General features: G+C 64.8%; 21 protein-coding genes and 3 pseudogenes. 18 read left to right on the top strand and 6 right to left on the bottom strand.

Translation table 11 applies throughout. From position 1 onward, the window contains the following. Positions 1 to 32 precede the first annotated feature (32 nt). Positions 33 to 2,030 (top strand): hypothetical protein, encoded by a 1,998-nt coding sequence (locus tag ACQPW1_RS29790; protein WP_433655097.1) that lies wholly within the window; start codon positions 33 to 35, stop codon positions 2,028 to 2,030. On the opposite strand, the gene ACQPW1_RS29785 is transcribed toward ACQPW1_RS29790, so the two are convergent. Beyond that, the gene (locus tag ACQPW1_RS29785) at positions 2,027 to 3,721 is read right to left on the bottom strand and encodes a hypothetical protein (protein ID WP_433655096.1); all 1,695 of its coding nucleotides are present in this window, start codon (positions 3,719 to 3,721) and stop codon (positions 2,027 to 2,029) included. The two genes, ACQPW1_RS29790 and ACQPW1_RS29785, sit on opposite strands and share 4 nt — an antisense overlap. A gap of 172 nt (positions 3,722 to 3,893) precedes the next feature. Between ACQPW1_RS29785 and ACQPW1_RS29780 the strand changes: the two genes are divergently transcribed. Continuing rightward, positions 3,894 to 5,900: an NB-ARC domain-containing protein gene (locus tag ACQPW1_RS29780; protein WP_433655095.1), complete on the top strand. Its 2,007-nt coding sequence runs from the start codon at positions 3,894 to 3,896 to the stop codon at positions 5,898 to 5,900. 102 nt (positions 5,901 to 6,002) lie between these two features. Here the strand turns inward: ACQPW1_RS29780 and ACQPW1_RS29775 are convergent, their stop codons facing one another. Then, entirely contained in the window at positions 6,003 to 7,418 is a 1,416-nt protein-coding gene (locus ACQPW1_RS29775; protein WP_433655094.1) for an FAD-binding oxidoreductase, read from the bottom strand. Between the two features lie 280 nt (positions 7,419 to 7,698). Between ACQPW1_RS29775 and ACQPW1_RS29770 the strand changes: the two genes are divergently transcribed. After that, positions 7,699 to 8,049: an AfsR/SARP family transcriptional regulator gene (locus ACQPW1_RS29770; RefSeq protein WP_433655093.1), complete on the top strand. Its 351-nt coding sequence runs from the start codon at positions 7,699 to 7,701 to the stop codon at positions 8,047 to 8,049. Here the strand turns inward: ACQPW1_RS29770 and ACQPW1_RS29765 are convergent. Next, a pseudogene (locus ACQPW1_RS29765) lies at positions 8,032 to 9,115 on the bottom strand (IS630 family transposase). The gene ACQPW1_RS29770 and the pseudogene ACQPW1_RS29765 sit on opposite strands and share 18 nt — an antisense overlap. 223 nt (positions 9,116 to 9,338) lie before the next feature. On the opposite strand from ACQPW1_RS29765, the gene ACQPW1_RS29760 reads away from it, so the two are divergent. Together ACQPW1_RS29760 and ACQPW1_RS29755 are read left to right on the top strand one after the other, a co-directional pair. Continuing rightward, complete coding sequence (locus ACQPW1_RS29760) at positions 9,339 to 9,569, top strand: hypothetical protein (RefSeq protein WP_433655092.1); 231 nt, start codon at positions 9,339 to 9,341, stop codon at positions 9,567 to 9,569. A 269-nt stretch (positions 9,570 to 9,838) separates the two neighbouring features. Then, positions 9,839 to 9,925: pseudogene (locus ACQPW1_RS29755) on the top strand (hypothetical protein); the annotation flags it as partial. 13 nt (positions 9,926 to 9,938) lie between these two features. Here ACQPW1_RS29755 and ACQPW1_RS29750 read toward each other — a convergent pair. The 3 genes and pseudogenes from ACQPW1_RS29750 to ACQPW1_RS29740 all read right to left on the bottom strand — a co-directional run bounded on the left by ACQPW1_RS29750 (position 9,939) and on the right by ACQPW1_RS29740 (position 14,494). Continuing rightward, positions 9,939 to 11,903, bottom strand: coding sequence for a glycosyltransferase family 2 protein (locus ACQPW1_RS29750; RefSeq protein WP_433655091.1), 1,965 nt, complete (start codon positions 11,901 to 11,903; stop codon positions 9,939 to 9,941). Positions 11,904 to 12,126: 223 nt separating this feature from the next. After that, a pseudogene (locus ACQPW1_RS29745) lies at positions 12,127 to 13,320 on the bottom strand (IS110 family transposase). A 709-nt stretch (positions 13,321 to 14,029) separates the two neighbouring features. Then, positions 14,030 to 14,494 carry a nuclear transport factor 2 family protein gene (locus tag ACQPW1_RS29740; RefSeq protein WP_433655090.1) on the bottom strand — a complete coding sequence of 155 codons (465 nt, stop codon included), beginning with the start codon at positions 14,492 to 14,494 and terminating at the stop codon, positions 14,030 to 14,032. Positions 14,495 to 15,326: 832 nt separating this feature from the next. On the opposite strand from ACQPW1_RS29740, the gene ACQPW1_RS29735 reads away from it, so the two are divergent. The 13 genes from ACQPW1_RS29735 (at position 15,327) to ACQPW1_RS29675 (ending at position 26,125) form a co-directional block, all read left to right on the top strand. After that, positions 15,327 to 15,542: a lipase family protein gene (locus ACQPW1_RS29735; protein WP_433655089.1), complete on the top strand. Its 216-nt coding sequence runs from the start codon at positions 15,327 to 15,329 to the stop codon at positions 15,540 to 15,542. Between the two features lie 92 nt (positions 15,543 to 15,634). After that, positions 15,635 to 16,003, top strand: coding sequence for a lipase family protein (locus ACQPW1_RS29730; protein WP_433655088.1), 369 nt, complete (start codon positions 15,635 to 15,637; stop codon positions 16,001 to 16,003). Positions 16,004 to 16,816: 813 nt separating this feature from the next. Further along, positions 16,817 to 17,749: a LysR family transcriptional regulator gene (locus ACQPW1_RS29725; RefSeq protein WP_433655087.1), complete on the top strand. Its 933-nt coding sequence runs from the start codon at positions 16,817 to 16,819 to the stop codon at positions 17,747 to 17,749. A gap of 141 nt (positions 17,750 to 17,890) precedes the next feature. Further along, complete coding sequence (locus ACQPW1_RS29720; RefSeq protein WP_433655086.1) at positions 17,891 to 18,529, top strand: response regulator transcription factor; 639 nt, start codon at positions 17,891 to 17,893, stop codon at positions 18,527 to 18,529. A 173-nt stretch (positions 18,530 to 18,702) separates the two neighbouring features. Beyond that, complete coding sequence (locus tag ACQPW1_RS29715) at positions 18,703 to 19,368, top strand: 7-cyano-7-deazaguanine synthase (protein ID WP_433655085.1); 666 nt, start codon at positions 18,703 to 18,705, stop codon at positions 19,366 to 19,368. Positions 19,369 to 19,373: 5 nt separating this feature from the next. Beyond that, positions 19,374 to 19,739: a 6-carboxytetrahydropterin synthase QueD gene (queD, locus tag ACQPW1_RS29710; protein WP_405164530.1), complete on the top strand. Its 366-nt coding sequence runs from the start codon at positions 19,374 to 19,376 to the stop codon at positions 19,737 to 19,739. Beyond that, positions 19,736 to 20,488 carry a 7-carboxy-7-deazaguanine synthase QueE gene (locus ACQPW1_RS29705; RefSeq protein WP_433655084.1) on the top strand — a complete coding sequence of 251 codons (753 nt, stop codon included), beginning with the start codon at positions 19,736 to 19,738 and terminating at the stop codon, positions 20,486 to 20,488. Before queD ends, ACQPW1_RS29705 begins: the two co-directional genes overlap by 4 nt. A 1-nt stretch (position 20,489) precedes the next feature. After that, a complete protein-coding gene (folE, locus tag ACQPW1_RS29700) occupies positions 20,490 to 21,107 on the top strand; it encodes a GTP cyclohydrolase I (protein ID WP_433655083.1) in 618 nt (205 codons plus the stop codon). 14 nt (positions 21,108 to 21,121) lie between these two features. After that, positions 21,122 to 21,850, top strand: a complete 729-nt coding sequence (locus ACQPW1_RS29695; RefSeq protein ID WP_433655082.1) for a class I SAM-dependent methyltransferase — start codon at positions 21,122 to 21,124, stop codon at positions 21,848 to 21,850. Next, entirely contained in the window at positions 21,834 to 23,120 is a 1,287-nt protein-coding gene (lysA, locus tag ACQPW1_RS29690) for a diaminopimelate decarboxylase (RefSeq protein WP_433655081.1), read from the top strand. The genes ACQPW1_RS29695 and lysA overlap by 17 nt, the downstream gene beginning before the upstream one ends. Next, on the top strand, positions 23,117 to 24,232 hold the full coding sequence (locus tag ACQPW1_RS29685) for an aminotransferase class I/II-fold pyridoxal phosphate-dependent enzyme (protein ID WP_433655080.1): 1,116 nt from the start codon (positions 23,117 to 23,119) through the stop codon (positions 24,230 to 24,232). Before lysA ends, ACQPW1_RS29685 begins: the two co-directional genes overlap by 4 nt. Positions 24,233 to 24,281: 49 nt before the next feature. Then, a complete protein-coding gene (locus tag ACQPW1_RS29680) occupies positions 24,282 to 25,295 on the top strand; it encodes an isopenicillin N synthase family dioxygenase (protein WP_433655079.1) in 1,014 nt (337 codons plus the stop codon). A 5-nt stretch (positions 25,296 to 25,300) separates the two neighbouring features. Beyond that, positions 25,301 to 26,125: a 2,3,4,5-tetrahydropyridine-2,6-dicarboxylate N-succinyltransferase gene (locus ACQPW1_RS29675; protein WP_433655078.1), complete on the top strand. Its 825-nt coding sequence runs from the start codon at positions 25,301 to 25,303 to the stop codon at positions 26,123 to 26,125. Positions 26,126 to 26,147 lie beyond the last annotated feature (22 nt).

The following is a 26,147-nucleotide window of genomic DNA, read 5'->3' as shown; positions in this document are numbered from 1 at the left end:
TATCGGCGTGGCGGACGAGGAGTGGAGCAGACGTGACCGGAGTGCACAGGGCACTACCGTCGAAACCGCTGTGCGTCGGGCGCGGGAACGAGCTCGATACGGTACGTGTCCTCGACGATCGAGCGGCGACCTCCGGTGCACCGCTGCTCGTCGCGATCAGTGGTGGCAGCGGGATCGGTAAGAGCACGCTCATCTTGACTCTCGCCTACGAATTGGGCGACTCGTATCCGGATGTTCTCTATCATGCGCTCGGCTCGGCCGGTGCGTACGGTGCCCCGTCCGCCGCCGATGTGCTGGCGGATCTGCTCGTCCAACTGGGCGTGCCGTGGCAGGGTCTGCCCGAACCAGCGCTGCGGTTGCCGGTGTTTCGATCGATGATCGCGAAGCGGCGGTTGCTACTCATTCTCGATGATATCGAGTCGGCAGGTCAGGTACTCCCGCTGCTCGGAGACGTGCGCAAGGCCGGGGTGATCGTCGCAGGCGAACGACACTTCGACCAGCTCAGGAACGAGGGCTTCCAGCCCCTCAGGCTGCGTGGGTTTCGCCAAGCCGACGCGGTCGACTACCTCGTCGCAATGGCCGGTTCCGTTGTCGGAGAAACTGATCCGGCGGTGCTGCATCGATTGGTCGCGCTCTGTGGTGGGGTGCCGTGGATGATCGCCGCGGCCGCCGCCCGGCTCGCCGATGGCGACGAACCAGCCGAGGACTATGTGGCTCGACTCGAACAGGCGGCCACCGAGGACGAGATCTCCGAGGATCTGCGGGTGGACAGCACCTCGGTCTTCGACGCCGTGTGCGAAGCGAGTTACCGCGGCCTGACCGAGAACGAGGCGCGCGCCTACCGGTGGTTGAGCTTGCTGCCCGGCCCGGAGTTCGACCACGATGCGGGCGCCGCGATCCTGGAGCTACCTGTTCCCCGGGCTAAACGGCTCATCCGTGAGCTGGTCGAGAGATCGCTGGTGCGGGAAGTGGACGAGGGACGTTTCGAGTATCCGCACGTCATGCGCAGACATGCGCTCGGTAAGTCACGCGAACAGGATCGAACGCCCACTCCGGGGATGCTGACCGAACGGGCGATCCAGTGGTATACCGAACGCGCGGTCGTGCTGGCGAACACGATCACCGCACGGCCGATCGCGGCCGCGACGCCAGCTCGCATTTTCCAGCAGAACGCGCGGGAGGATCGAGAGGAATCCGCAGTAGAACGCGCGTACAGCGAATTCGCCGCCCGCTGGCAGTCGTTCGTCGCTGTCGCATGGCGGGCGGTGGAACTGGGGCTCGAACAGGCTGCTCTTACCCTGCCAATGGCGATGTGGCCGTTCGCGTATCACACTGCCAGAGTCACCGACCTCATCGATGGTTACCGGGCACTGGCCGAGATGTCCGTTGATCCTGCCGCGAGGTGGGCGGCGCTCGATGACACCGCGACGCGCTGGCAGCTGTGGCGTGACCTCGGCGCCCTTTATGAACGCAGCGGTGAGCAGGGGGACCTGGACACGGCGGTGGAATACTTTCAGCGCGCCGCCTTGGTGGACTATCCGCCGGGGCGGGCGAGTTGTCTTGAGTGGCAGGCGATAGTCCGTGCGCGTCAGGGCCGCGCCGAGGAAGCTTTGTCCTTGGTTGACGACGCTTGGGCCGCTGTTCCACTGCTCGGCGACACTTTCCAGGAAGCGCGTTCCTATGCGCTTCTCCGGATGCACCGCGGTCGCTTCCTAATCGCGCTGGATCGGGGTGTCGCCGCTGAGCCCGACATTATCGACGCCGAACGCTATTTCGATTCGCAGCCGACCGACGTGCACAATGCCGCTCGGTGTCGCGCGTTACTCGGAGACAGCGCGGCGCAACGCGGAGCCACAGCCGAGGCCCGCGGACGGTGGGAGGAAGCGGTCGCGGAATTCGCCAGATACGGCTTACGCGCCGAGGCTGCCGCGACACACGACAAGCTCGCTGGCCTTGCCGAGCACGAGGGTCGGGAGGTCGACGGGCGGGCGCATCGAGAGCAGGCGCTTCGGTTGCGCATAGATATCTAGGTATGCACCGCGAGCTCGTAGCGGGCATTGCCGATTTCCAAGGTTGTCGCGAGTGCCATGTCCGTCAGTGGGTGCCCGGTGTCGATCCAGGCGAACAACGCGGAGGCAAGCGCGTCGACCGGTGCGCCGGGTGCGGAGACCGTGACGAGTTCGCCCGCGCGCGTCAACGCGATGGATGCGTCACCGTCGACGATAGCCGCGACCATGCAGAAAGGGTTGCGGCGCAATACTTCCCGCAGCCAGGCGGGTGCGTTACCCGCTGCGTCGGTGGACCTGCCGATCAACACGTCAGCGCGTTGGCGTAGTGAGCGCAGTGGGTAATCGATGGAGCAGCACAGATGCCAGGAACAGCCGTCGGCATTGCGACGGACGGCGTCGTGGCCGAACACGCTGCGATGAGCTTCGGCGGGATGCCGAACAACTCGGATCACTCGTTGCGGGTGATCGACATTGGCGACGACTCGGTCCGCGACCGAGCTGAGTGCGGCCGGGGGCGCCGGGGCGGGCAGTATCTGCGACAACACCTCTGCCGACGGCGGCGCGAGGTCGAGCAGCTGATAGAACAGGGACCGTAGCCGATAGAGCGCGCGACCGGGTTCCGTGGTGACAAGCGCGGCGACTCCGGTGAATCGCCGCCTGTCGTGGTCGGCGATAGCGGCGTCGAGGAGGTGGCGGTACGGACCTGCGGCGGGCAGACGATCGGCGGTCGCACCCAGCGCGGAAATAGCGGTGCCGTCCGGTACGTCAGGAAAGGTGGCGAGCAAGGTCGGCCGGCCGATCGATGCGCTATAGCCGGTGACCGAGCCGTTGTCGCCGATGACGACGTCGGCCGCGATCAATCCTGTTCTCCAGTCATCGATTTCGGGCAGGATTAGCAGGCCGCTGCGTAGGCAGTCGGCGAACCACTGACGGATCTGTCCTGGGCCGTGACGGTGGGAGATGTTCGGGTGGAGCGCCGTGGCTACCGCGTAAGAGTCGCGTGGAAGTTCGGCGAGCAGCGCGCGGAGCAGATCGAATCGAGTGCCCACGGCCGAGCTGGCAGACCACGTGGAGGAGACATAGACCAAGGTGCGATCGTCGATTCCGAGTGAGTCACGATACCGAGTTCGGAACGGCAGGCTCGCGGTGATCCGGTCGTAGCACGGATCACCTGCCACGAAGGCCGTTGGCAATGCTGCGGGCGCCGATTGCGCGAGTTGGCTGAGCTGGTCGGTGTGCGACAGCACCAGAGCGTGGGCGAAGGGCAGGCCGTCATGCAGCACCCATTCGGGCGACATGCCGAAGACGTTCCTGGTTCCTGGTTCCTGGTTCCTGGTTCCTGGCGAGTATTTAGTATATCCGATTCCGTGCGACAGGATTACAAGTGGCGCAAGAACTGTCGACACATTGTCGTGATGACTCGCCGATATCGCGAGATCGAATGGTAGATCCACTACCTCCGCCCACGGCAGGTAGATCATTCCTGTCGCGGAGATCTGCGCGACGAGTTCGTGGCGAAAGGGATCGGATTCTGTGGCAGTAAAGAACATCTGCACCCGCGGGTCGCTGTCGAACGCCGGAACGATATCCAGCAATCTGCTCAGCGTGGTGATGTTGTGGGCGATCAGCAGTACCGCGTGTCTCGCGGGGACAGTGGCCCACTCGCTGGCGTTGGCGTTGAGTGGCAGCACCAGGTGCGTTCGGCTCACCACGTCGTGTCTGCTCCTCCTCGAACCTCCGATCGCGCATTACGGTAGCCGATCAGAATATCTCGGAGCCAGCCGGAGCGGGTGGCACTGAACGGCGACGGATTTGCTCAGTGCGTTGTCCGCTGCGCCACCAGGTCGGACGGTAGGCTTCGAACGGCGAAGGGGAGGTGTGATCGTGACAGCAACGAGACGACCGATGCAGATCCCGTCACGTAACAGCAACCACATTGATCGTGAACCCGTGCTGGCGACCGCGCAGCAGCTCGTCACGGACAGTGCAGGCAACGTGACAGTGGTGTTCGCCGGTCTACCTGGTATCGGGAAGACCGCAACGGCAAGCGAACTCGCGCATCGGCTCCGGGATCGCTATGTCGATGGGTTGTTGTTCTGCACGCTGTCCGAGGGAGCCGACCATGAGGGCACGGAATCAGAGGTGCTGGCAGCGTTTCTCTCAGCTCTGGGTGACAGGCCGGAGGACATCCCGGATCGCCTCGACGCCAGGCATGGACGTTATCTGACGCGGACCGCAGGCCTGCGTCTCCTCGTCGTTCTCGATGGCGCGATGACCGCGGGACAGGTTCGGCGACTGCGACCGGCCGACGGGAAGTCGTTGACCGTGGTCACCGAACGCAATCCGGCTACCGATCTGAGTGTCGGTGGCGCAAAGGTTTTCGAACTCGATCCGTTGAGCGATTCGGATGCGCTCGACCTTCTCGGCCGGATCGTCGGCGCGGAGCGAATCGCCGAGGAGCAGGAAGCGGCAGCTCGTATTGTCGCGTTGTGCGACAACCTGCCGTTCGCGATCTGCGTGATCGGTTCACTACTGGCCCAACATCCTCGCCGTCGAATCGGTGTCCTGGCAAGCGCGTTGAACAATGAACATCGCCGCTCATCTGCTCTGTCGCTGTCACAAGTATTCGACGCGGCTTATCGGTCACTGTCGGGTCCGGCGGTTCGCTGCTATTGCGCTCTGGGAGCGCGTACGTACGACGGATGGATTCAGGAGGCCACGCTCGGGGCTGTCGTTGGGCTGGCGGATGACGAAATCACTTGGGCGATGATGGAACTCGCGGATCGCTACCTGGTCACCGAGCGAGATGGCGGCTACCGGGTGCGTGAGATGGTGCGCGTGCACGCCCGCGGCGTCCAGAACCGCGCAGATGCCAGCCTGACAGGGGAGGAGGACCGGATGCTCGCTTATTACGACCGAAGGATCATCGCCGCCGACGTGCTCCTGGCGCCGGGACGACCGTGGCGCACCCTGCTGTTTCCTGAAACGGACTTCCCCGGCCCGGACACGGCAGAATTCGAGAATGCCGCGACAGCGAGATCGTGGCTGCGATCCGAGCTCTCCAACATCAACGTCGCCCTCATACAGGCATTCGACGACGGTCGCGACGAACTCGTCGCGCGCTGGTGCGTGCTGCTCTGGTCGTTTCATGAGAAGGACAAGCACCTGGGCATCATGCGGACGATGCACGATTTGGGGATCGGCGCTGCGCATCGGTCCGGACGCGTCGCGGTGGACAGCCTCATCCGTACCCAGCTGGGCTTCCGGAGCTATTGGTTACGGGACCTCGCCGACGCGGCCGCCGCATTCGAGGGTGCGCTGCGAGTCGCGCGTTTAGTTGAAGCAGTGGACATTCGGGCGCAATTGAAGGCGTCCGCGCTGGAAGGGCTCGGCCTGGCGCAGTTGGCGCAGAGGGAGATCGAGCAAGCGCGGACCGCGCTCCGGCACAACTACGAACTCGCCGCGGCGATCGGCGATGTGCGTCGAAACGCCCTCGCCGCACTACATCTGGCAAAGGTCGAAGAACCCGACCGCGCTTACGTCCTATTGGATGCCGCGGCGCACGGGTTCACCGAGCTCTCGGGCGACGAGACGGAGAATCACGGTAAGGTGCTGACTTGGCGGGGCCGAAAGCTGGTCGAGCAGAACCGGTTCGACGAAGCCGAGCAGCCATTGTTACACGCTCTGGAGATCATGAGGTCTCGGCACCGCCGGTTCGACGAGGCGGAAGTTCTTGTAGCCCTAGGTGATCGAGCGCTCGGGTTGGCGGATCAGCGCAGCGCGCTCGGCCATTACCGCGCTGGGCTCGGCATCTACACCGAACTCTGTTTCGCAGAGCAGATGGCCGAAGTCGAAGCACTCATCGTCAGGGTGGAGCAGGGGTTGCCGTGACAGATCAGTGCGTGTGCAGGCGCCGGGCCCCGCGGCGGCATCGCGGGGCTGGCGTCGGTGACGGAAAGCAGGTGGCCGTGACCTGGTTGCGGTCCTGCCGCCCTACAGGGCATCCGTGCCCGGGAGCGGGAAGATATTGTGATTGTTGGCGCGGAACAAGTTCTCGGGGTCGTATCGTTGCTTGACTCGTTGCAGGTCGGCTAGGACGAGTGGGCTGAACAGGTTTTCGGCGAGTGCTTCGCGATGGGTGAAATTCGGGTACAGCAGGCTGGTGGACCATGGGCTGAGGTCGGTCATCAGCGCGCGTAATGTTTGACTGCCGGTCTCGATCACGTCGGGCGGTCCGACCGTTGCCGCCCAGACGGTGAAGGCGGCCAGGCGTGCGCCGGCAGTGCTGGGGAGCCCGGAGTCCTTGCCCAGCGCGCCGCCGAGGTGCCGGATCTCTACGACGGTGACCGGGTTTGCAGCGGCGGGGCCGACTCGCGCAAGCAGCGCGGTGATGGTGTCGGGAGTGAGCTCTGATAGCAGGGTGCTTTGGTCTTCGTAGGGCGCGGGGTCGGTGGGGTCCTGGTGTAGTTCGGCATAAGTGTCATAGGGCCGTGGCGCGATCGTGTCCGCGAGTGGTTCACCGATTCGGCGCAACGGGGAGAGCAGTTCTTCTGCGGCGGCAGGTGCGCCGATAAACGCCACCCGCACGTGAACGACGAACTTTCCTCGCAAGAGCTCCGGAAGGTCGGGCAGGGGCGGGAAATTCAGCAGGGCGACCGACACCGACAGCGCGTCTGGGGCTTGGGCCGCGACGTCGTGGTAGGCGCGCAGCACTGCTTCAGCCTGTTCGGCGGGGTAGAAGATCGCGCCTCCGTAGAACGTGCTCACGGGGAACAGCGCGATTTCCAGGGCGGTGACGACGCCGAAGTTGCTGCGCCCTCCACGTAGCGCCCAGAGCAGGTCGGGATCGGACTGCTCGGTCACGTGGCGCAGTCGGCCGTCGGCGGTGACCACATCGATTGCTCGGACGTGCTCGGAAGCCCACCCGTAGAGTCGGCCGAGTACCGGGCTGAGCCCACCGCCGAGCGTGTAGCCGATGACTCCGACACCGGCGCTGGAGCCGTTGAGCGGGGCCAGCCCGCTGCTTTGCGCCGGTCCGACGACGTCGCCCCACAGCGCACCCGCCTCCACCCGGGCGGTCGCGGTTGCCGGATCGATCTGCACCGAGTGCATGGCACGCGTGCTGATGAGCAGGCAGCCGTGGGAGGTAGTGGTGGGGAAGGGCTGGTGTCCGGTCGACAGGACACCGACCGGCAGTCGGTGAGTCGCCGCGAAGGCGACCGCGGCCTGGACGTCCCCGGGCGTCGCGGCGGCCACGACGAGCGCGGGGCGGTGCACCGAGCGCAGGTTGAACGCGGCGATCTCGTGGGAGTAGGTGGGATCGCTGGGGAGGGATACCGTGCCCGTGACCTGAGACCGGAGCGTTTGGACTGCTCCGGGCGGCAGGGTGGTGCTGGCGTCGTGGGTCATGTTCTGGGCCGTCCATTTGGTGAGGGTGGTCGAGGTGAAGGCGTGTGCCCCACGAGGTCGATCTAAGGCTGTGCCGCTGTTTCGGTGCTTTCCCGCCGCTGAGCGGAGGCTGTTGCAGCAGAAGGCAAGTGGCTCACGGACGGGGCATAGCATCGTCGGCCCCGTCCTTCTTACCCGGGTATCGGTGGGCCGGTTTCGTATTCGCACGGCATAGTGACGTATGCACTTTCGATTGCTCGGGCGCCTCGAGCTCACGGCGGCCGATGGATCTCCTGTTGCTATGTCGGGTTCCCTGGCTCGTGCGATAGTCGGTCGGCTCGTCCTCGCCGGCGGGCGGCCGGTTCAGCGCGACACCCTCATCGACGAGTTGTGGAGTGATCGTGATGTGCGGAATCCGGTCAACGCGCTCCAGGTTCAGATCACGAAACTGCGTGCCGCCCTTGCTGAACGCGGTGAAGACGGGCGTCTGGGTATGCGCGCCGGGGGATACCAACTCGCCCTCGGTGCCGGCGACCATGTCGACGTCATCGACTTCGAGGGCCGCGTGCGCAGCGGCCGGGAGCGGTTGCGTGCTGGGGCGTACCGGGAGGCCGACGAGATTCTCCGGACCGGACTAGTGTCCTGCGCCTGAAATTCGTTGAAGATATTTCGCCAGGGAGTTGAGGATTTCCTCGGCGGTCTTCTTCCATACGAACGGTTTTGGGTTGTCGTTCCATGTGGTGATCCATGCGTTTACCTGGCGTTCGAGTGATTGGACGCTGGTGTGCACGCCGCGACGCAGGAGTTGGTCGGTGAGGTAGGCGAACCAGCGTTCGACCTGGTTGAGCCAGGATGAGCCGGTCGGGGTGAAGTGCAGGTGAAAGCGCGGGTGTCGTGCCAGCCACTGGTAGACGGCCGGGGTTTTGTGGGTGGCGAGGTTGTCGCACACGATGTGCACGTCCAACTCGGTCGGCACTGCCTTGTCGATGGCGACCAGAAGCTTCTTGTACTGGGCTGCGCGGTGGTGTCGGTGCAGCTCGCCGATCACGGTGCCGTCGGCGACGTTGAATGCGGCGAAAAGTGTTGTGGTGCCGTGGCGTTGGTAGTCATGGGTGCGTCCTTTCGGGCATGCCTGGCATCGTCGGCGATACTGGCTGGGAACGGTCCAGTGCCTGGATCTGGCTCTTCTCGTCCACGCACAGCACCACGGCCCGCTCGGGCGGATTGTGGTACAGGCCAACAACATCGACGACTTTCTCCACGAACAGCGGATCTGTCGAGAGCTTGAATCCGTCCTGGATATGCGGTTTGAGGTCGAACCTGCGCCAGATCCGCCCGATCGTCGATTTCGACAATCCGCTGTGGGCTGCCATCGAGGCCCGCGACCAGTGCGTCGCGTTCACCGGGCTCGAAGCCAACGTGTCGGTGAGGACCTCTTCGACCTGGTCGAGCAGAATCGACGGCGGCCGACCCGGCCGCTGCTCATCGGCCAAACCAGCCAACCGCGAGGCCACGAACCGTGACCGCCACTTACCCACCGTGGGCGCCGATACCCCCAGCCGCGCAGCGACTTCGGCGTTGGTCGCAGGCTCGGCGCACGCCAACACGATCCGGCATCGCAACGCAAACGCCTGCGACGAACTCGCCGCCCGCGCACCACGGGCCAACGCCGCCCGCTCCTCATCACTGAGTACCAATTCGGCCTTCGGTCGCCCCATCACCAGACGCCGAACCTACGCCCCACCAACACATCCCGGAACTAATTCAACGAAGTTCAGGCGCAGGACACTAGTTCGCGTTGGTCACGCTGGATGAACAAGCTGTATCCGCGCGGTGAGCTTCTGGTCGAATTCACGACCGTTATCCCCCGGCTACTACAACCGACCCGAAATGAATGCCTAGATCTTCGACGCCGACGGCTTCTACCGGACCGCCGGCGTCATGGCTGAAACCGGGCCGGACCGGCTGGTATACGTGGATCGACGCAACAATGTCCTGACGTTGTCGCAGGGAGAGTTCGTCGCGGTGTCGAAACTAGAGGCTATCTACACCAGCAGCCCACTCGTTCGCCAGATCTACGTGTACGGTAACAGCGAGCGCGCGTATCTGCTGGGCGTGATCGTGCCCTCGTACGGTGCCCTTGCCGCACATCCGGACCCCACCGGGTTTTGAAGGGGGCGATCAATGAGTCGCTGCGGCAGATCGCCAAGCTGAACTCCTACGAAATCCCCGGTGACTTCCTGATCGAGTCCGAATCGTTCAGTGTCGATAACGGTCTGCTGTCGGGCGTCGGAAAGTTACTGCGCTCTGAGCTGAAACAACCGTACGGTGCACGTCTCGAACAACTCTACGCGGAGCTGGCGGAAGGGCACGAGGACGAGTTGCGGGCCCTCCGCCGCGAGGGCCGGGATATTCCGTTGCGGGAGCTGCTGAGCCGGGCTGTGCGGGCGTTCTCAGGCTGCGAAACAACGGATTTACGGCCAACTGTGCACTTCGCCGAGCTGGGCGGCGATTCGCTGTCGGCGCTCGCGCTGTCGAATCTCAACGCCGCGTTGGGCGACGCCTTTGAAGTTCGTATTCGGACAGCAGTGACGCCAGGGGCGCGGCGAGGTAGCGCAGTCCAGTGGCTGCGACACCGAGTTCGATGACGATTAGCAGCCCGTGATGTGCGCACGTGAATGCTGTCCCCGCCACAGCAAGCATGCTGGTGGCGATTATCGCTTCGACATGGGTGGCGGCGAATCCTCGCTGCCACGACGATGCGGTGTCGAACTTATCGGTGCGCTGCCAGGGGCGGTGGTGGGTGAAGATTCCAGAGACGACACCTACTGTGCGAATCCAACCCAGCGCCGCTGAGGAGAGCATGGCCAGTATCGTCTCGCGGCGTGACGCGCGCACGTGATAGCGCCACACACACCAACGCATAGCCAGGGAGGCGCTGGCGCCGAGCGCCAGCACCAGCCACAGTTGGGACGGAACAGGGGGCTGCTCTGCTCGTACGATCATTGTGGCCAGTACTATCAGCTGCAGCGGCACGGCGGCTGCGGCGAGCAGCTCGGCCGCTATGTCGAGGGCGAAGGTCATATAGAGGGTTTTCTGGAATCCCGACAAACCTCGCGCACCGCCCCACCTGGTGGGTAGATACAGCCGCCAGTGGCGTTTGAAGGCCTGCACCGGACCATAGGTCCATCGGTAGCGTTGCTTCTTATAGGCGGCGAAGGTCTCAGGCACTAGGCCCTTTCCGTAGCTTGTGCGCAGCATATATCCGGTGTATCCGGCAGCGTGCAGGCGTATCGATATTTCGGAGTCTTCGGTGAGTGCCCAATGTGCCCAGCCCCCGACTGTTTCGACCGCACGGCGGCGAAGTATACACGATGTGCCGGCTGGGAAACCGACACCGAATTCACTCGCGCTGCGGAAGATAGTCCTGAACCCGAACAGATATTCCCAGTGGCATCCGGTCAGGAATCGGTTGCCGGCCCAGTTGTGGAAGTCGTAGCTACATTGCACGAATGCCACAGCCGGATCGGTGAAGTGGCCGAGCAGATCGGCGAGGAAATTCGGTTCCATCCGATAGTCGGCATCGACCAGGGCGATGAACTGGGCCTCGGCTGATGTGTGCGCTAATGCGAAGTTCAACGCGCCAGCCTTGGCACCGCTCAACCCGGTGACGTGGTGGAAGTGAAACCGTGCGCCCAACCTCGCGCAATGTTCGGCGACCGGCCGCCACAGTCGATCGTCGTCGGTGTTGTTGTCCACCACGACGACTTCGAAATCGTCGTAGGCCAACCGGGCGAGCGAGTCCAGCGTGGCAATGACCACCCCGGGCGGCTCGCAATGACACGGCAGATGAATCGAGACCTGACCGCCGCTGGGCATCTGGGGCGCGACTGGCACGCTAGGCCGCCGCCAATCGTCGCGCAGCAACACCTGCATAGCCCGGTATCCTGTTGAGGCTGTCGAGGGCAGCACGACAATCCCCAAGACACACAGCGTGCCGAGCAGGATGCGGGTGAGGGTACTGACCTCGACCGTGGCGACGTAGCGGACGCTCCACGCCGCACCGACCAGCATCGAAAGCGCCGATACCACGATGAAAAGCGTGCCGGGTAGATGCGCTCGCCACCACCGCAGTCGGGGTGAGCACAGGCCACCCGCCGTCACCGCCATCAGAACGAGCAACCAGCTGCTGAGTCCTGCCACCGCCACCGCGACCAGGGTCGCGGTGATCCAGGTGCCCCCTACCGCCGCCCGATCACATTGATGGACCGGTCCGCCCCGCTCGCGTACGTATACATGGGCGGCGATGCCGATGACTGCGCCGAGTACAGCAACCGAATTGAATGCGAAAGCCGTAGTGAACAATGTCCCGATCACGATCCTCCTTGGTGACGGAGACGGATAAATTCGACATGTTCGAACACCAGAAGAGGAACTTCGGACGGCGAGCCACGAGATCGATTGCACGATGCTGCGCTGAGGGCATGTCTTACGGTCGCAGCCCATTCTCGCTGTGCAACCGGTAAATCTCGACAACCGACACGGCCCTCCCAGCTCGTGCGACCTGCTCGCGGGATAGTTCCAGGCGGGCGTGCTGTCCAATCGGGGCTAGCCGAAGGGGGTCGGTCCAGAAGAGTGGTGTCAGCGCGCTGTGCAGTCTCGCCATGTCCGATCTTCGTGCCGCAGCGGCGGCCGTTGTATATGTGTATGACCGGGTTCGCGTCGACATTCAAGCGGTCGTGTGTCTCGAATCTCGGTAGGGCTCTTTGGTTTTCAGCATGGCGTAGAGGGCATCGCAGCGTCGTCGGGCCAGGCAGATGAGGGCGGCGTTGTGTTTCTTTCCTTCGTCACGTTTTCGCGTGTAGTAGGCGCGACTGGCCGGGTCGTGCAGGGCGGCGAACGCGGACAAGAACAGGGCGCGTTTGAGTTTGTGGTTGCCGGATCGAGCGGGGTGCTCGCCGCGGATCGAGCTGCCGGATCGGTGGGTGACCGGGGCGATGCCGCGTAGGAGGCGAGGTGCCCGGCCGAGGCGAAGGCTGAGCCGTCGCCGACTTCGAGCAGGATGCGGGCTCCGGTCCTGACTCCGACGCCGGGCATCGAGGTCAGGACCTTGGCAAGAGGGTGATCATCTAGCATCCTCTCGATATCTTCAGCGACGCTCTTGCATTGCAGCAGAACAGTTTTCAGAGAATCGGCGAGTTTCGGCAGCACGATCTCGGCGGCGTTTGCGCCGGGAACGGTCACCGTCTGCGCGGGCAGCGCGGCCAGGATCTCCTCGACCAGCCGCGCGCCCATACGCGGTGCATGTCTGGTCGCGATCGTGGTGAGTTTGCGTCTGCCCGCCGCTCTGATTCCTTGCGGCCCGCCGCAACGCGACAGGATCTCCAGAACAGCCGGATGCGAGATACGCGGTCCCAGAACGCGTTCGAGCGCTGGGTGGATGCTGGTGAGCAGGCCGCGGATCCGGTTGCTGGTGCGTGTCGCCTCGCCTGCGAGGTCGTCGTCGAACCTGACCAGGACGCCGAGTTCGGTGAGGGGTTTCGTCGCCGGTGTCGACGCGGCGCAGTGTGTGGGGCATCGTGCGGGCCGCGTCGGCGATGATGTAGGCGTCGCGGGCGTCGGTTTTGGCTTGTCCTGGATAGAGATCGGCGATGCGCCGCATCGACAGGCCGGGCAGGTAGGCGACGTCGTGGCCGCAGGCGCGGGCGACGGTGACCGGTAGGGCACCGATGGTGTTGGGTTGGTCGACCACGATCAATAGCGGGCCGCGGGCGGCGAGCTGGTCGAAGACAGCCCGTAGCCGTGCTTCGTCGTTGGGCAGTGCCTTGTCGAACAACCGCTTGCCGCCGGTGTCGAGACCGACCGCGTGGTGTTCGCCTTTACCCACGTCTATGCCGCAGAACACGGCATACGCCTGTGCCATTTCGCTTTTCCTCATCGCGTCGCAAATCCGGAACGGTCGCCGATCAAGCGTCAACGCCCGGCACCCACGTTACGAAGAGACCTACGATCAGCCCTGTCCCCATTAGCGGTCCGTCGACGCCACCAGAACCCGGCGACACCACCCCCCGGATCATGCGAAAGACAGGGGGAAGAAGTCATACCGGGCCTGGCGACTGTGGCCCGGTCTCAGGGCCACGAATAAGGTAACGGGGGGATATGCCGGGAGTGTGTTCGGATATCGCGATGCGAAGCGGCCGGAACGGGAGCGTCGGCCGCCGCCATCAGCGGATATGTCAGTGCGGCGCTGTCGTGGCCGAGGCCAAGCGCTGGTGTCGACCGACATCCCAGGAGAATCTCATCTTCGGCAATGTGAAAGTCTGGATCAAGTCGTACCTCGAAGCTGGGTGTGGCGAGGTTTCTTGATCGTCGGGTTCAGCATGCGTAGTGAGCGGGTTGACAGTCGCGGCGAGAACCCCGGCCAGTACAGCACCCAATGAGTCAGGGCGTCTGCGCTTTCACGATGCCATCGATTGAGTGCGATCAACCAGCGGCACGCCGGACACGCCACCGCGTCGCCCGGCAGCCAACGTGGTGAAGCCGAGAGAGTGCCATTTGGAATCGATCGTGCGGCACACCGATGGCTGTAGTCGGCTGGTCGCGCGGAGGATCGGGTGGTGGGTTCGGGTTGGTCATAGCGGTGGTGGTGCTGGTAGGTCGTCGGGGTTGATCATGTCGAAGGCGATCAGTTGGGTCAGCGGGTTGTGGTAGATGACCCAGGTGGCGATCTTGCCCTCACGAAAGTGCAGGCGCAGCAGATAGTTGTTGCGGTAGGGGCGCCCGGTCGCCTGCACGACCATGTCACCTTCGAGTTCGACCACCCAGTTGTCCGGGTCCAGCATCGCCTCGATGCTGACCACGTTCTCGGCGTACTTGGAATACCGGGAGGTCGCCGACAACATCGAACGCATCGCGCCTTTGCCGGTGGCGTGGTTGGGGAATCCCGGCGGCTGGAACATGCTGCGCATCTCGACATCGTCGGTGCACAATTCGAGGACCCCGTCGACGTCTCGGGCCGAGGAGGCCGCCATCGCCGCGTTGATGGTGGCGAGCATGCCGGACCGCTCGTCGGTGACCGTATCGTCGTGCTTAGCCATGCCTTACCCTCCGTCTGGATCGGATGCATTCACTCCCGTGGAGCGGCGACGCCGTTGCTCACCGTAGCCCGGAGCAAGGTCGTCACGCCCGAATCGTGTCGTGGGTGTCTCCTGAAAGTTGCTGATCAGCGAGTGTGGCGGCCGTGATGCCGGAGCGCTTCGCGCTGCTCGGGTGTGCCCGAATCCGGATTGTCGGCGCGGTGTGGGTGGCCATCGTCGGTAGCGTTGATACGGTCCGTTTGGTGACCATCCCTCGGGTGTTGTATGCCTGCGCTGCGGTATTGGCGATCACGGGTTCGTTGACTGCGCTGTCGTCGGCTCCCGTGACGGCTGAACCGGTGGTTCCGTCGGACGGCCCGTTCTATGTGCAGCCGGAATCACTGGCCGGGAAGTCGATGGGTGAAGTCGTCGACAGTCGCCCGGTCCAGCTTCCGGATGTTCCCACCGCGGTGCGGTTCTCGGCGTGGCAGCTGAAATATGTCAGTCAGAACGGCACCGGAACGCCGTGGGCGACGATGGCCATCGTCGTGCGCCCGGATCATCGGACCGAACCGGCAGCACTACTGGCCTACCAGGCACCGATCGATGCCCTGGATTCGCGCTGCAATCCGTCCTATCAGCTACGTGCGAATGCGGGGTATCAGAACACGACTGACATGCGTAAACAAGTGCAGAACATCGGTGCCGTGCTGGAACGTGGCTGGACGGTGGTGGTCTCGGACTTCCTCGGTCCCGAGAACCAGTTCGGGGCGGGCTACGTCGAGGCCCGCAATACGGTGTCCGCGCCGCGGAGAATTTCGCTCCTGCGGGGCTTTCCAGGACTGCGACGCCGGTGGTGGTGTATGGCTATTCCGGTGCCGCGCGCGCTACAGAGTTCGCGGCCGAACTCGCGCCCGACTACGCGCCCGAGCTCGACATCCATGGTGTGGCCGCTGGAGGCTTGCTGCTGGCCGATGTCGCTGCGACGGCTGAGCTCATGAGGAGTGGATTGTTCTCTGGTATCAGCATGTCGGCCCTGTTCGGGCTGGCCGCGCCTATCCCGAGCTGAACATCGCGTCCTCTTTTCCTGATCCCGTTCTGCGACAGTCACTGTCGAGTCTGCGTGCCCCGCAACTGCTCTTGCGCTACGCTTTCAGCCGCGTGCAGGACTACACCGTCGGCGGCCTCTGGCCCCTGGACATCCCCGGAGTCGAGAACGTGGTGGAGGCCTTACAAGCCGGGCATTACGGGACACCCGTCGTGCCGATGTACGTGTATATCGGAATGAATGAAGAAATCGCGCCCGTCTCCGGAAGTGATCACCTCGTCGCGGACTACTGTGCTCGCGGAGTCGACGTCACCTACACGAAATACCCTGTCCTCGAACATGCTTCGGCCGAACTCGTCGCCGTCGGAGCAGCTGTGGACTGGCTCGCTCAACGACTGACCGACACACCTACTACTCCCACTTGCGGCGCACCCGAACACGCCAAGATCGGATTTCCAGGCACCGAGACCGGGGCAGCCTGATATTCGCGATCTCTGGACGTCCACTTAAGGCGCGGCCGCGGGAGCGGCAGTTGGTGAACGAGCGGTGCCGACCACCTGGTCGAAAGCCCGCTCCAACAAGGGCATCTGTACTGCCGTGCGAAACGGTTGGGTCGTATCCTGGCAATCGCACCATCGGCTTGGTCCAGGTAACCGGATCGTCGGGCGTGCACCCGGTATTGGGGCACATGATGTCGAGAGGCAGTGCCGGGGGCACGGGAGAACGTTGCCGCGATGCGATCGCCGTCCCAAGCAGGGTGTGGTCCCGGCTGGTGTCGACAATAGGGGCGCATGCCGCGCAGGCAACCGCAAGGACTCGGTGGTCGACGTGGAGGGAGAAGCTCGCGCCCCGAACCGCCGCCCATGCGCACTAGGAAGAATTCGCGTACTACAAACTCTGGGCGGACGCTTCGAAGGCGCGAATTCCGTTGCCAACCAATATGGTTCAGATGACCACCTGGCGCCGAGGAACCGATAATCATGACCGATAATGTGCGGCGCTCGGCCGCTGGTGGGTACGGTTGTGTGCGTCGCGCCCCGGGTTGCTCGGGTCGCTAACTTGAGCTTGCCGCAGATCAGAGTCCTGCCGTCGCGTCGCGCTCCGGCGGACGGTGGGGCCGTCCGTGGTTGTGCGCCAGGGCGTTTCGGCAAGCGTCAACGTTTCTCAGCTGGATGACAGCGCAATCGCGTTGTTGGACAGACGATTCGCAAACCTGATCGTGGTGCGCGTCGGTCCCGTAGAGTTTCGTCGGTGGTCGACTACTCGAACCTCGTCTGTTACCCGGTGTACGTGTCGTGGATCTAGATGAGGCGGTGACCGGTGTCAGGCTGCGCAACTTCGATTTCAATCTGCTGATCCCGCTGCACGCGTTGCTGATGGAGCGCAGTGTCACCAGGGCGGCGGAGCGGATGTTGATCGGCCAACCGGCGATGAGCGCGTCGTTGAGTCGGCTGCGGCGCGTGTTCAACGACCCGCTGCTGGTCCGGATCGGCCGCCGGATGGAGTTGACGCCCCTCGCGGAATCGTTGCTACCGCAGATCGATGATCTGCTGGCCGGGCTCAGATCCCTGCTCGGTACCGGGGCGCGTTTCGAGCCGGCCAGTGACCATCGGGTGTTCACCATCGTCGCTAGTGACTACGTGATCGCGGTATTGCTCCGGCCACTGATTCGGGAATTGGGGGTCGATACGCCGAACGTCCGGATAAAGATCGTCCCGGTGGGGCCCGCCATGGTCGACGAGTTGCGCAGGAACCGATACGACCTGTTGATCTGGCCGTCCGGTGTGCCGTTCGAGGAGTTGTCGGCCTTTCCGAACCTGACGCTGTTCACCGACGAGTTCGTCGCGGTGGTGGACGAGCATCATCCGGAGGTCGGGTCGGAACTGCCCACCGCTCAGTTGTCGGCGCTGCCCTATATCCGTGTCGGGGGCCCGAGCGTCACGGTGAGCGACGCGTACCTGGACGAGCGCGGCGTGCACCGGCAGGTGGCGGTCACCACGGAAAGCTTTCTCAGCGGGGCGGTCCTCGTGCCGGGGACCCGCTTGGTGCTGATCATGCAGCGACGACTGTACGAGCAGTTCGGCCGAGCCATCGGGCTGCGGGCGGCGCGACTGGATCCCGGCTACCCGTTGTTGACCGAAGCGATGTACTGGCACCCGGGTCATACCATCGACCCGGGCCATCGCTGGCTGCGTGAACGTGTCCAGCGACTGGCCGCGAACCTGTAAGGCTTCGTCATCGCGACGCCGTCGCCCATCGTTGCCGTCGATGCCTGCCATCGTCGGCATGTTACTTCTGCACGGCAGCACAGCTTCGTAATCTGGTGTCTTATAAGTCAATTCAGGAACACTATCTCGAATTGAGAATTCATGTCGACACCCGACGTCGTGGTGACGGTGTACGACGATGACCCACTTTCCCGCGCAGGCGTCATTGCGCTGCTCGAGCGGCGACGCGACACCGTCGTGCTGCTCGATCCCGACGCGGACGGCGATCGCCGGAACGGGAATGTGGGTCTGGTCGTCATCGACCTATTGGACGAATTCGCACTCGCCAGATTACGGAAACTGGTCATCGATACCGACCGAAGACTCGTGCTGGTCACCGGCGAGTTGGATGAGGCGCAGGTGCAACTGGTCATCGATGCCGGCGTGCAGAGCGTGATCTGGCGACATCAGGTGACCGCCGAGCGATTGGCGAAGGCGGTGGAGACGGCGTCCCGAGGGGAGGGACATATCCCCGGCGACCTCCTGGTCAAGGTGCTCGCCCAACTGCGCAGAATACGCCGCGACGGCGCCGAGAAATCGGCCGAGACCGGCGGGCCGACCAGGCGCGAGCTCGCGGTTCTGGAACTCATCGCGGACGGGCTGGATACCAAGGAAATCGCGGAACAGCTGTCGTACTCCGAACGTACGGTCAAAGGCGTGCTGCACGAGTTGACGACGCGGCTGCGACTGCGGAACAGGGCACACGCGGTCGCCTTCGCGGTCCGGGAGGGCTACATCTGAGCCCGGACGTGATTGCCCGAAAAGTCTGTCCGAGTGGACGTTTCGCTACCCCGCCCACATCCGACAGGATAGTAACCAGCGCGGCCTGAACAGGGCGATCGAAATCGGCTGCGAAATCGTGCTCGACATGCGGAGAGACGCTCGGTGGTCTCTCATTATGAATGGATCCCGAAATGCCGAAATCGGTGGTGTTGTTCTCTGGCGGTGTCGAGTCGACGGTGCTTGCCTATCAACTGCAAAAGCAGGGACATGATCTGCACCTGCTGGCAATCGATTACGGGCAACGTCATCGGAACGAGCACGCGTTCGCGCTCGGCACCGCCGAGCGGCTGGACGCTTCGTTCGACGAACTCGATGTGCGCGGTATCGGCGCGCTGCTGCCGGGCAATTCGCTGACCGATCAGCGGGTCGACGTGACCGATTACGAAGCGGCACCGCTCGGTGTGGCACATGTGGTACCCAACCGCAATGCGGTGCTGCTCGCCATCGCGGTCGCGAGAGCCGTTGTGGTGCACGCGGATCGAGTTGTCATCGGCTCGATCGCGGGCGACGCGCGCACCGGGGATTGCTCGAAGGATTTCATTGCCGCGTTCAACGCGATGGAGCGGGTGGTCACGGCGGACTTCCCCGAGCAGATCGCCGTGGTGGCACCGCTGATCGGCATGGAGAAGTTCGAGGTGATCCGTCTCGGTGAGTCGTTGGGGGTTCCGTGGGACGAGACCTGGAGTTGTTTTCGGGGTGGTGACGCCCAGTGCGGAACCTGCGCGACCTGCTATGACCGCCGGTCCGCATTTCGTAAAGCAGGAGTGGACGACCCCACTCGTTACCTGAAGGACTGATCGCAATGTTACGTATCACCAAGGACTTCCAGTTCTCGGCGAGTCACCGGCTGGATCACCTGCCCGCCGACCATCAGTGCGCGCGGCTGCACGGGCACAACTACGTCGTGCAGTTGGAACTGTCCGCGGCCTCGCCGGACGACCTCAACGAAGCCGGTTTCGTGCGTGACTACGGCGATCTGTCGGATTTCAAGAAGTGGATCGACGCGGAAATCGACCATCGGCACCTGAACGACGTGGTCCCCGACCGGAATCCGTCGGCGGAGAACCTGGCCGTGTGGATCTACGAGATCTGGTCGGCCCGCTTCGCCGAGATCAGCGCCGTCCGGGTATCGGAGACGCCGAAGACCTGGGCGGAGTACCGCCCGTGACCGATCCGGCGGTGCTCGATCAGGGTGAAAAGCGTTCGGACCGTGCGCTTGTCGTCAACGAGATCTTCGGCCCGACGGTGCAGGGCGAGGGGCCGTCGGCGGGCAGGCGGTGCGGATTCCTGCGGCTCGGTGGCTGCAACCTCTCGTGTCACTGGTGCGACACGCCGTATACCTGGGACTGGCGCGGCGTCAGCGATGCCGGTGCGGCCTTCGACCCGCACAAGGAACTGACGGCGCGTTCGATCGAGGACGTGCTCGCGGAATTGCTCGCCATGCGGGTGCCCCTGGTGGTGGTCAGCGGTGGTGAGCCGATGGCGCAGCAGGACAGGCTGATTCCGTTGCTGCGGGAACTGTCGGTCCGCGGTATCGCGGTGGAGATCGAGACGAACGGCACGGTCATCCCGTCCGACGCCGTGCTCGGGCTCGGCGTGCGATTCAACGTTTCGCCGAAACTGAACCACTCCGGCGATCCGGAGCATCGGCGGATCAAGCCGGTCGCATTGCGGAAACTCGGCGAAACACCGGGTGTCGCATTCAAATTCGTGTGCCAATCGCTCGCCGATTTGGCCGAGGTGGCCGCACTACGGGACGACATCGGTCTCGAGAATATCTGGATCATGCCCGAGGGAAAGACTCAGCAGCAGATCGGCGACAACATGCGGACGATCGCTGACGAGACGGTGCGGCGCGGGTGGAATCTGACCACCCGGCTGCACATTCTCGCCTGGGGCGACAAGCGAGGAGTTTAGAATGGCTGTGACGCTGGAGCCGGAACATGTCGGCGATTATCAGGACGAGCCGGATCGCAATCCCGATCCGCTGGAAGCGATCGCCCGGAAACTGCTCATCGCCATCGGCGAGGATCCGGACCGGGAGGGGCTCGCACAGACGCCGCGTCGTTACGCGCGTTGGTGGCGGGAATTCTCCCAGTACGACCCCGGGAGCATCGAGACGTTGTTCGAGGGATTCACCGACAACCAACTGGTTTTCGTGTCGGACATTCGCGTCTGGTCATTGTGTGAACACCACCTGCTGCCCTTCAACTGCACACTGAGCATCGCCTACCGCAGCGACAAACGACTGCTCGGCCTGTCGAAGTTCGCCAGAATCGCACACAAGCACGCGCACAAATTGCAGGTGCAGGAACGCCTGGTATCCGATGTGGCCACCGAGATTTCCGACGTCACCGGTTCGGCGGACGTGGCGGTGATCGGCCGTGGCGAGCACCTGTGCATGACGATGCGCGGTATACGCACCGGCGCTCAGATGACCTCGGCCTTTTTCAGCGGAGTCTTCGAGACAGACGGCCCGGAACGGTCCCAACTACTTGCCCTGGCGCATACGTCCGGTGGTCAATCCCGTTGGTGAGAATGGACGAGAACATGAGCACCTCAGTCAGCGCCCTGCAGAACTTCTATCTTTCTCGAAATGCCGATGAGCCGAGCCTGTTCCAGGTATGGGAGCGGGGTGAGGCGCGCGGTGATTCCGTGACGCCGGCCACCTACTCGGCCGCCTATCGGGCGTGGATGCATTACAAGCTCGTAGTCGCGCTCAAGGAGAGCGAGACCGATCGGCTGTTGAGCCTCGGCAGCGGCAACGCGGCGATAGAGCGTGCCATCGTGCACGACGGCTACCGCGTGCTCGCCGTCGACGCGATGCAGGAGGCGGTCGAGCTGGCCCGCTCCAAGGGCGTCGACGCGGTGTGCGCGGATGTGCTGACCTGGTCGCCGGACGGCGCCTGGCCGGTGGTGTACGCCGATGGCCTGCTGGGGCATCTCTACAACGCCGACGAGGGCCTGCGGCCGGTGTTCGATCGGGTCCGCTCGTGGTTGGCCGAGAGTCCTGGTCCCGGCACGTTCATCGTGTCCAACGACAGCCCCGCCGAAACTTATGCGGCGCAGGCCGCGCCCGGTGTTCCCGGTTTTCACTGGCTCTCCGCGCACTACCTGCGCGCGGAAGCGTTGCGGGCCGGTTTCACCGAGGTCACCGTCGACACGTTCGACTACGACCGGCCGCTGTCGGGTCGGCGAACTCGCGCGGTGATCACCGCGAACCTCGAATCGCCCGCACCGGAGGAGCACGCGCGTCATGCCGATGAGCAAGGACTTTGAACGTCGCCTCGACTCCGTATTACCCACGGTCGCAGCACGTTTCGGCACGCCGTTTCACATCTATGACGAGCGCGGCATTCAGGAGACGTGCTCGGCGTTCGAGGCCGCGTTCCAGCACACGGCCTACCGTGAGCATTTCGCGGTGAAGGGGCTACCCAACCCGGTCATGCTGCGCATGCTGGCCGACCGCGGGCTCGGCTTCGACTGCAGCTCACTGCCGGAGCTGACCCTGGCCGCCCAGGCGGGCGCGGTCGGCCACGACATCTGCTTCACCTCGAACAACACCAGCCGAGTCGAACTCGAGGCCGCGCTGCGGCTCGGGGCGCTGATCACCGTGGACGACGTCACCGTGTTCGACAAGCTGGTGGCGATCGGCGACGTACCCGAAACCCTTTGTTTCCGAGTACATCCCGGCACCGGTGGCGCCGAGGTCGGTGAGTCGTACCTGGGCAAGGCCGAGTCGGCCAAGTTCGGTGTGCCGGTCGACCGGCTGGTCGAGCTGTGCGCCCGTGCGCGTCAGCACGGTGTGCGGTCGATCGGCCTGCACATGATGCTCGGCTCGGGTTTCCTGTCCTACCAACCGTTTCTGCGCAGCCTGGATCTGCTGCTGGAGCAGGCCGACCGGCTGCACGAATCCCTAGGCGTGGCCATCGAATTCGTGAATCTCGGTGGCGGAATCGGTATTCCGTACCGGCCGACCGAGGACGTGTTCGATCTGCCAGGGCTCGGTCGTGCCATTCACGACCGGCTGGCGCGGTGGGAGCGCCGCCACGGCGTGCCGCGCCCGCGGGTGCTGTTCGAGAGCGGACGCTTCGTCACCGGACCGCACGGCGTCCTGGTCACCCGGGTGGTCAACCGGATGAGCAAGGGCCGCGAGTACGTCGGCGTCGACGCGGGCATGAGCGCGCTCATGCGCCCGGCGCTGTACGGCGCGTACCACCACGTCACCGTGCCCGGCGGCGCGGACCGGCCGCTGGAGATCGTGGATGTGGTCGGGTCGCTGTGCGAGAACAACGACAAGTTCGCACAGCAGCGGGAGCTGCCCGCGACGCGTGAGGGCGACTTCGTGCTCATTCACGACACCGGGGCGCACGCGCTGTCCATGGGGTTCGCCTACAACGGCCGACTTCGCCCGCAGGAGTTGCTGTTTCGTCGTGACGGCAGCGTCGAGCGGATTCGCCGGGCGGAGAACGAGGGCGACTACTTCGCCACACTGGACTTCGCGCCACTGCGGCTGGCGCCGAGCGAACTGCCGGTGGGTGCGGTGTGACGGTCGGACGGGTGTGGGGCAGGGCGCAGCTGCTGGCGTTGGCGGCCGAGCATGGCCATGTGCCGCTTGACCTTTCGCTCGGCGTCGCCGCGGATCCGGAGCCGGTGCCTGCCGCCGCCGACGAGCGGCGGGGAACAGCCGCGCAGTACCCACCGAGCCGAGGCACGGCGGAACTGCTTGCCGCGGTGAGCGGATACCTCGAGCGCCGGTTCGGCGTGTCTGTGCCGGTGGACTCGGTGGCCGTCTGCGTCGGGGCCAAGGAGTTCATCGCCACGGCGCCACTGTTCCTGCGCGACAGCCGCGCCGGTACGGACGCTCGCGATACCGTGCTGATTCCGGCTCTCGGTTATCCGCCGTATGAGCTGGGTGCACGACTGGCCGGGCTCCGACCGTACCGGGTGCCGGCGGATTCCGAGTTCCGGATGCGCCTGGACCTGTTACCGGAAGATGTTGCGGCGCGGTCACTTTGCCTGTGGGTGAACAGTCCCGCGAATCCGACCGGCGTGCTCGAGCTGCTGACCCGGTGCGCCGAGTGGGGTAGAGAACACGGTGTGCTCGTGCTGTCCGACGAGGCGTACGCGGACACCACGTGGTCCGGCCCGCCGCGCACGATCCTGTCCGGTGGCTTGGCTGGGGTCTTGGCGGTGCACAGTCTCTCCAAGCGATCCAACGCACCGGGGCTGCGCGTCGCGAGCTACTCCGGTGATCGGCGATTGGTCGAGGAACTGGCCGACCGCAGGCGCGCGGCCGGTCTCATGGCGGCCGATCTCGCACAGGCGAGAGCGGCGCTGCTGTTCGGCGACGATCGGCAGGCCGCGGCGCAACAGGTACGCAACCGGCGCCGGGTCGCGGAGCTCGTCGCGGAGCTGAATGCCAACGGTCTGACGTGTACCGCGCCCGAAGGCGGCCTGTTCGTCTGGCTGAGTTTGCCGGACCGCGACGCCGCCGCCTTCGTGCGCGACGCGGCCATCCACGCGGGAATAATTCTGGCGCAGGGTGATTCGTACGGACCGGCGGGGCACGGACACGTGCGGATCGCCGCCGTGCACGACCGCGCCGTGGTCGCGCCTCGGCTCGCGCTGCTGTCGGAGCGGTTGGTCGGCGTGTCATGAGTTGGCCGAGTCGAACCCACATCCATCTGCACCAGTGAAGAGGAACCACATGACGAACGTCCTTCCTGTCCTGGACCTGCGGGATGCCGACCGGGGACCGTCGGCGCGTGCGCTGTTTCTGGCGCAGCTATCGGCCGCAGTGCACGACGTCGGCTTTTTCCAGCTCGTCGGGCACGGCGTCGACAACGGCGCCGAGATCCTGCAGCTGACCAGAGAATTCTTCGACCGCCCGGAGGCGGAGCTCGCCGAGCTGAGCATCCTCGGATCGCCGCACCTGCGCGGGTACTCCGAGGTCGGCCGGGAGCTCACCAAGGGTGCGCCGGACCAGCGACGCCAGCTCGACATCGGCCCCGAACGTGAGCCAGGGCCGGTCGGCCCCGGTGCCGCACCGTGGGCGTGGCTCGCGGGCCCGAACCAATGGCCCACCGCCATGCCGGAGCTCGAACCGGCGATCACCGACTGGATGGCCGCCCTGACGGGGCTGTCCTACCGGCTGCTCCGGCTCATCCTCGCCTCGCTCGCCGCGCCGGAGGACTTCCTGGACGACGTCGTCGCCCCCGATCCCCAGGTGCACATGAAACTGCTGCACTACCCCGGACGTGGCGACGAACGGCCGTCGGACGACCAGGGTATCGGCGTGCACAAGGACTACGGTCTGCTCACCCTGCTGTTGCAGGACGACCATGGCGGCCTGCAGGTCTCGCTGACCGAGGGCGAATTCCTGGACGTGCCGCCGATTCCCGGCGCGTTCGTGGTCAATCTCGGCGAGCTGCTGGAGGTTTCGACCCGCGGCTACCTGCGGGCCACCACGCATCGGGTGGTCAGCCCGCCGCCCGGGGTCGATCGCTATTCCACCCCGTTCTTCTACAACCCGCGGCTCGACGCGGTCATGCGTCCGCTGCACACCGACGCTGTCCAGAACGCAGCGGGCGTGGTGGCCGACCCGGAGAATCCGCTCACGGCCAGCTACGGGGCGAACGTGCTCCGCGGCATGATGCGGGCCTTTCCGGAGTTGATCGCGCTGCACCATCCCGAGGTGCTCGATCGCTCCGCGTCACGGTGATGGCGATGCCGAGCGAGATCCCCGAGGCCGTCGACGAGTTGTGGGAGCGGCGCGCAGACCTCACCGCGAGCGACCCGGCCGCGCTGCCCGTCGTCGTCGCGGCACTGGACCTGCTGGATTGCGGCGCGGCCGCGGTCGCGTGGGTCGAACCCGACACCGACCAGGTGGTCGTGGACGAACGGGCCCGGCGCGCTATCTTGTTGTCGTTCCGGCTGTTTCCGATGCGTGAGAGCGCGGTCGGACCGTTTCGCCAGCACGACCGGATGCCGTTGAAGTCGGCATTCCCCGGCGTCCGGCTGGTGCCCGGCGCCATCGCCCGCTACGGCTGTCACCTCGCCGCGGGCGTCGTGCTGATGCCGTCGTTCGTGAATATCGGCGCGCGGGTCGGTGCGGGGACGCTGGTCGATACCTGGGCGACGGTCGGGTCGTGCGCGCAGGTCGGTGCGAACGTGCACCTGTCCGGCGGGGTCGGGCTCGGTGGCGTACTGGAGCCGGCCGGCGCGGTGCCGGTCGTGGTGGAGGACGACGCGTTCGTGGGTTCGCGTTCGATCGTGGTCGAGGGAGCCCGGGTGCGGCAGGGCGCCAAACTCGGTGCCGGCGTGCTGCTTACCGGCACCAGCCGCGTCTTCGATGCCGAGACAGGTGCGGAACTGCCGCGCGGCGAGGCCCCGGCCTGGTCGGTGTGCGTGAACGCCACCAGGATTCGCGCGTTTCCCGGCGGCGATTTCGGGGTGCCCTGCCTGCTGGTGATCAACCGGTTGGCACCGGGCGAACGGCACGACAAGTTGCTGCTGGACAGCCTGTTTCGAGAACACGGCAGTGCCGCCTGAGTCGCTGCCCACTATCTGTTTC

This window comes from Nocardia sp. CA-128927 (assembly GCF_050955855.1).
Lineage (GTDB): Bacteria > Actinomycetota > Actinomycetes > Mycobacteriales > Mycobacteriaceae > Nocardia.
This window is presented reverse-complemented; position numbering and strand designations above follow the sequence as displayed.

Excerpts from the sequence above, each read along its gene's own strand:
- ACQPW1_RS29775 (WP_433655094.1), bottom strand. The coding sequence starts at position 7,418 with ATGACCCACGACGCCAGCACCACCCTGCCGCCCGGAGCAGTCCAAACG.
- ACQPW1_RS29770 (WP_433655093.1), top strand. The coding sequence starts at position 7,699 with ATGTCGGGTTCCCTGGCTCGTGCGATAGTCGGTCGGCTCGTCCTCGCC.
- ACQPW1_RS29760 (WP_433655092.1), top strand. The coding sequence starts at position 9,339 with ATGGCTGAAACCGGGCCGGACCGGCTGGTATACGTGGATCGACGCAAC.
- ACQPW1_RS29750 (WP_433655091.1), bottom strand. The coding sequence starts at position 11,903 with ATGGGCTGCGACCGTAAGACATGCCCTCAGCGCAGCATCGTGCAATCG.
- ACQPW1_RS29740 (WP_433655090.1), bottom strand. The coding sequence starts at position 14,494 with ATGGCTAAGCACGACGATACGGTCACCGACGAGCGGTCCGGCATGCTC.
- ACQPW1_RS29720 (WP_433655086.1), top strand. The coding sequence starts at position 17,891 with ATGTCGACACCCGACGTCGTGGTGACGGTGTACGACGATGACCCACTT.
- ACQPW1_RS29715 (WP_433655085.1), top strand. The coding sequence starts at position 18,703 with ATGCCGAAATCGGTGGTGTTGTTCTCTGGCGGTGTCGAGTCGACGGTG.
- queD (WP_405164530.1), top strand. The coding sequence starts at position 19,374 with ATGTTACGTATCACCAAGGACTTCCAGTTCTCGGCGAGTCACCGGCTG.
- folE (WP_433655083.1), top strand. The coding sequence starts at position 20,490 with ATGGCTGTGACGCTGGAGCCGGAACATGTCGGCGATTATCAGGACGAG.
- ACQPW1_RS29695 (WP_433655082.1), top strand. The coding sequence starts at position 21,122 with ATGAGCACCTCAGTCAGCGCCCTGCAGAACTTCTATCTTTCTCGAAAT.
- lysA (WP_433655081.1), top strand. The coding sequence starts at position 21,834 with ATGAGCAAGGACTTTGAACGTCGCCTCGACTCCGTATTACCCACGGTC.
- ACQPW1_RS29680 (WP_433655079.1), top strand. The coding sequence starts at position 24,282 with ATGACGAACGTCCTTCCTGTCCTGGACCTGCGGGATGCCGACCGGGGA.
- ACQPW1_RS29675 (WP_433655078.1), top strand. The coding sequence starts at position 25,301 with ATGCCGAGCGAGATCCCCGAGGCCGTCGACGAGTTGTGGGAGCGGCGC.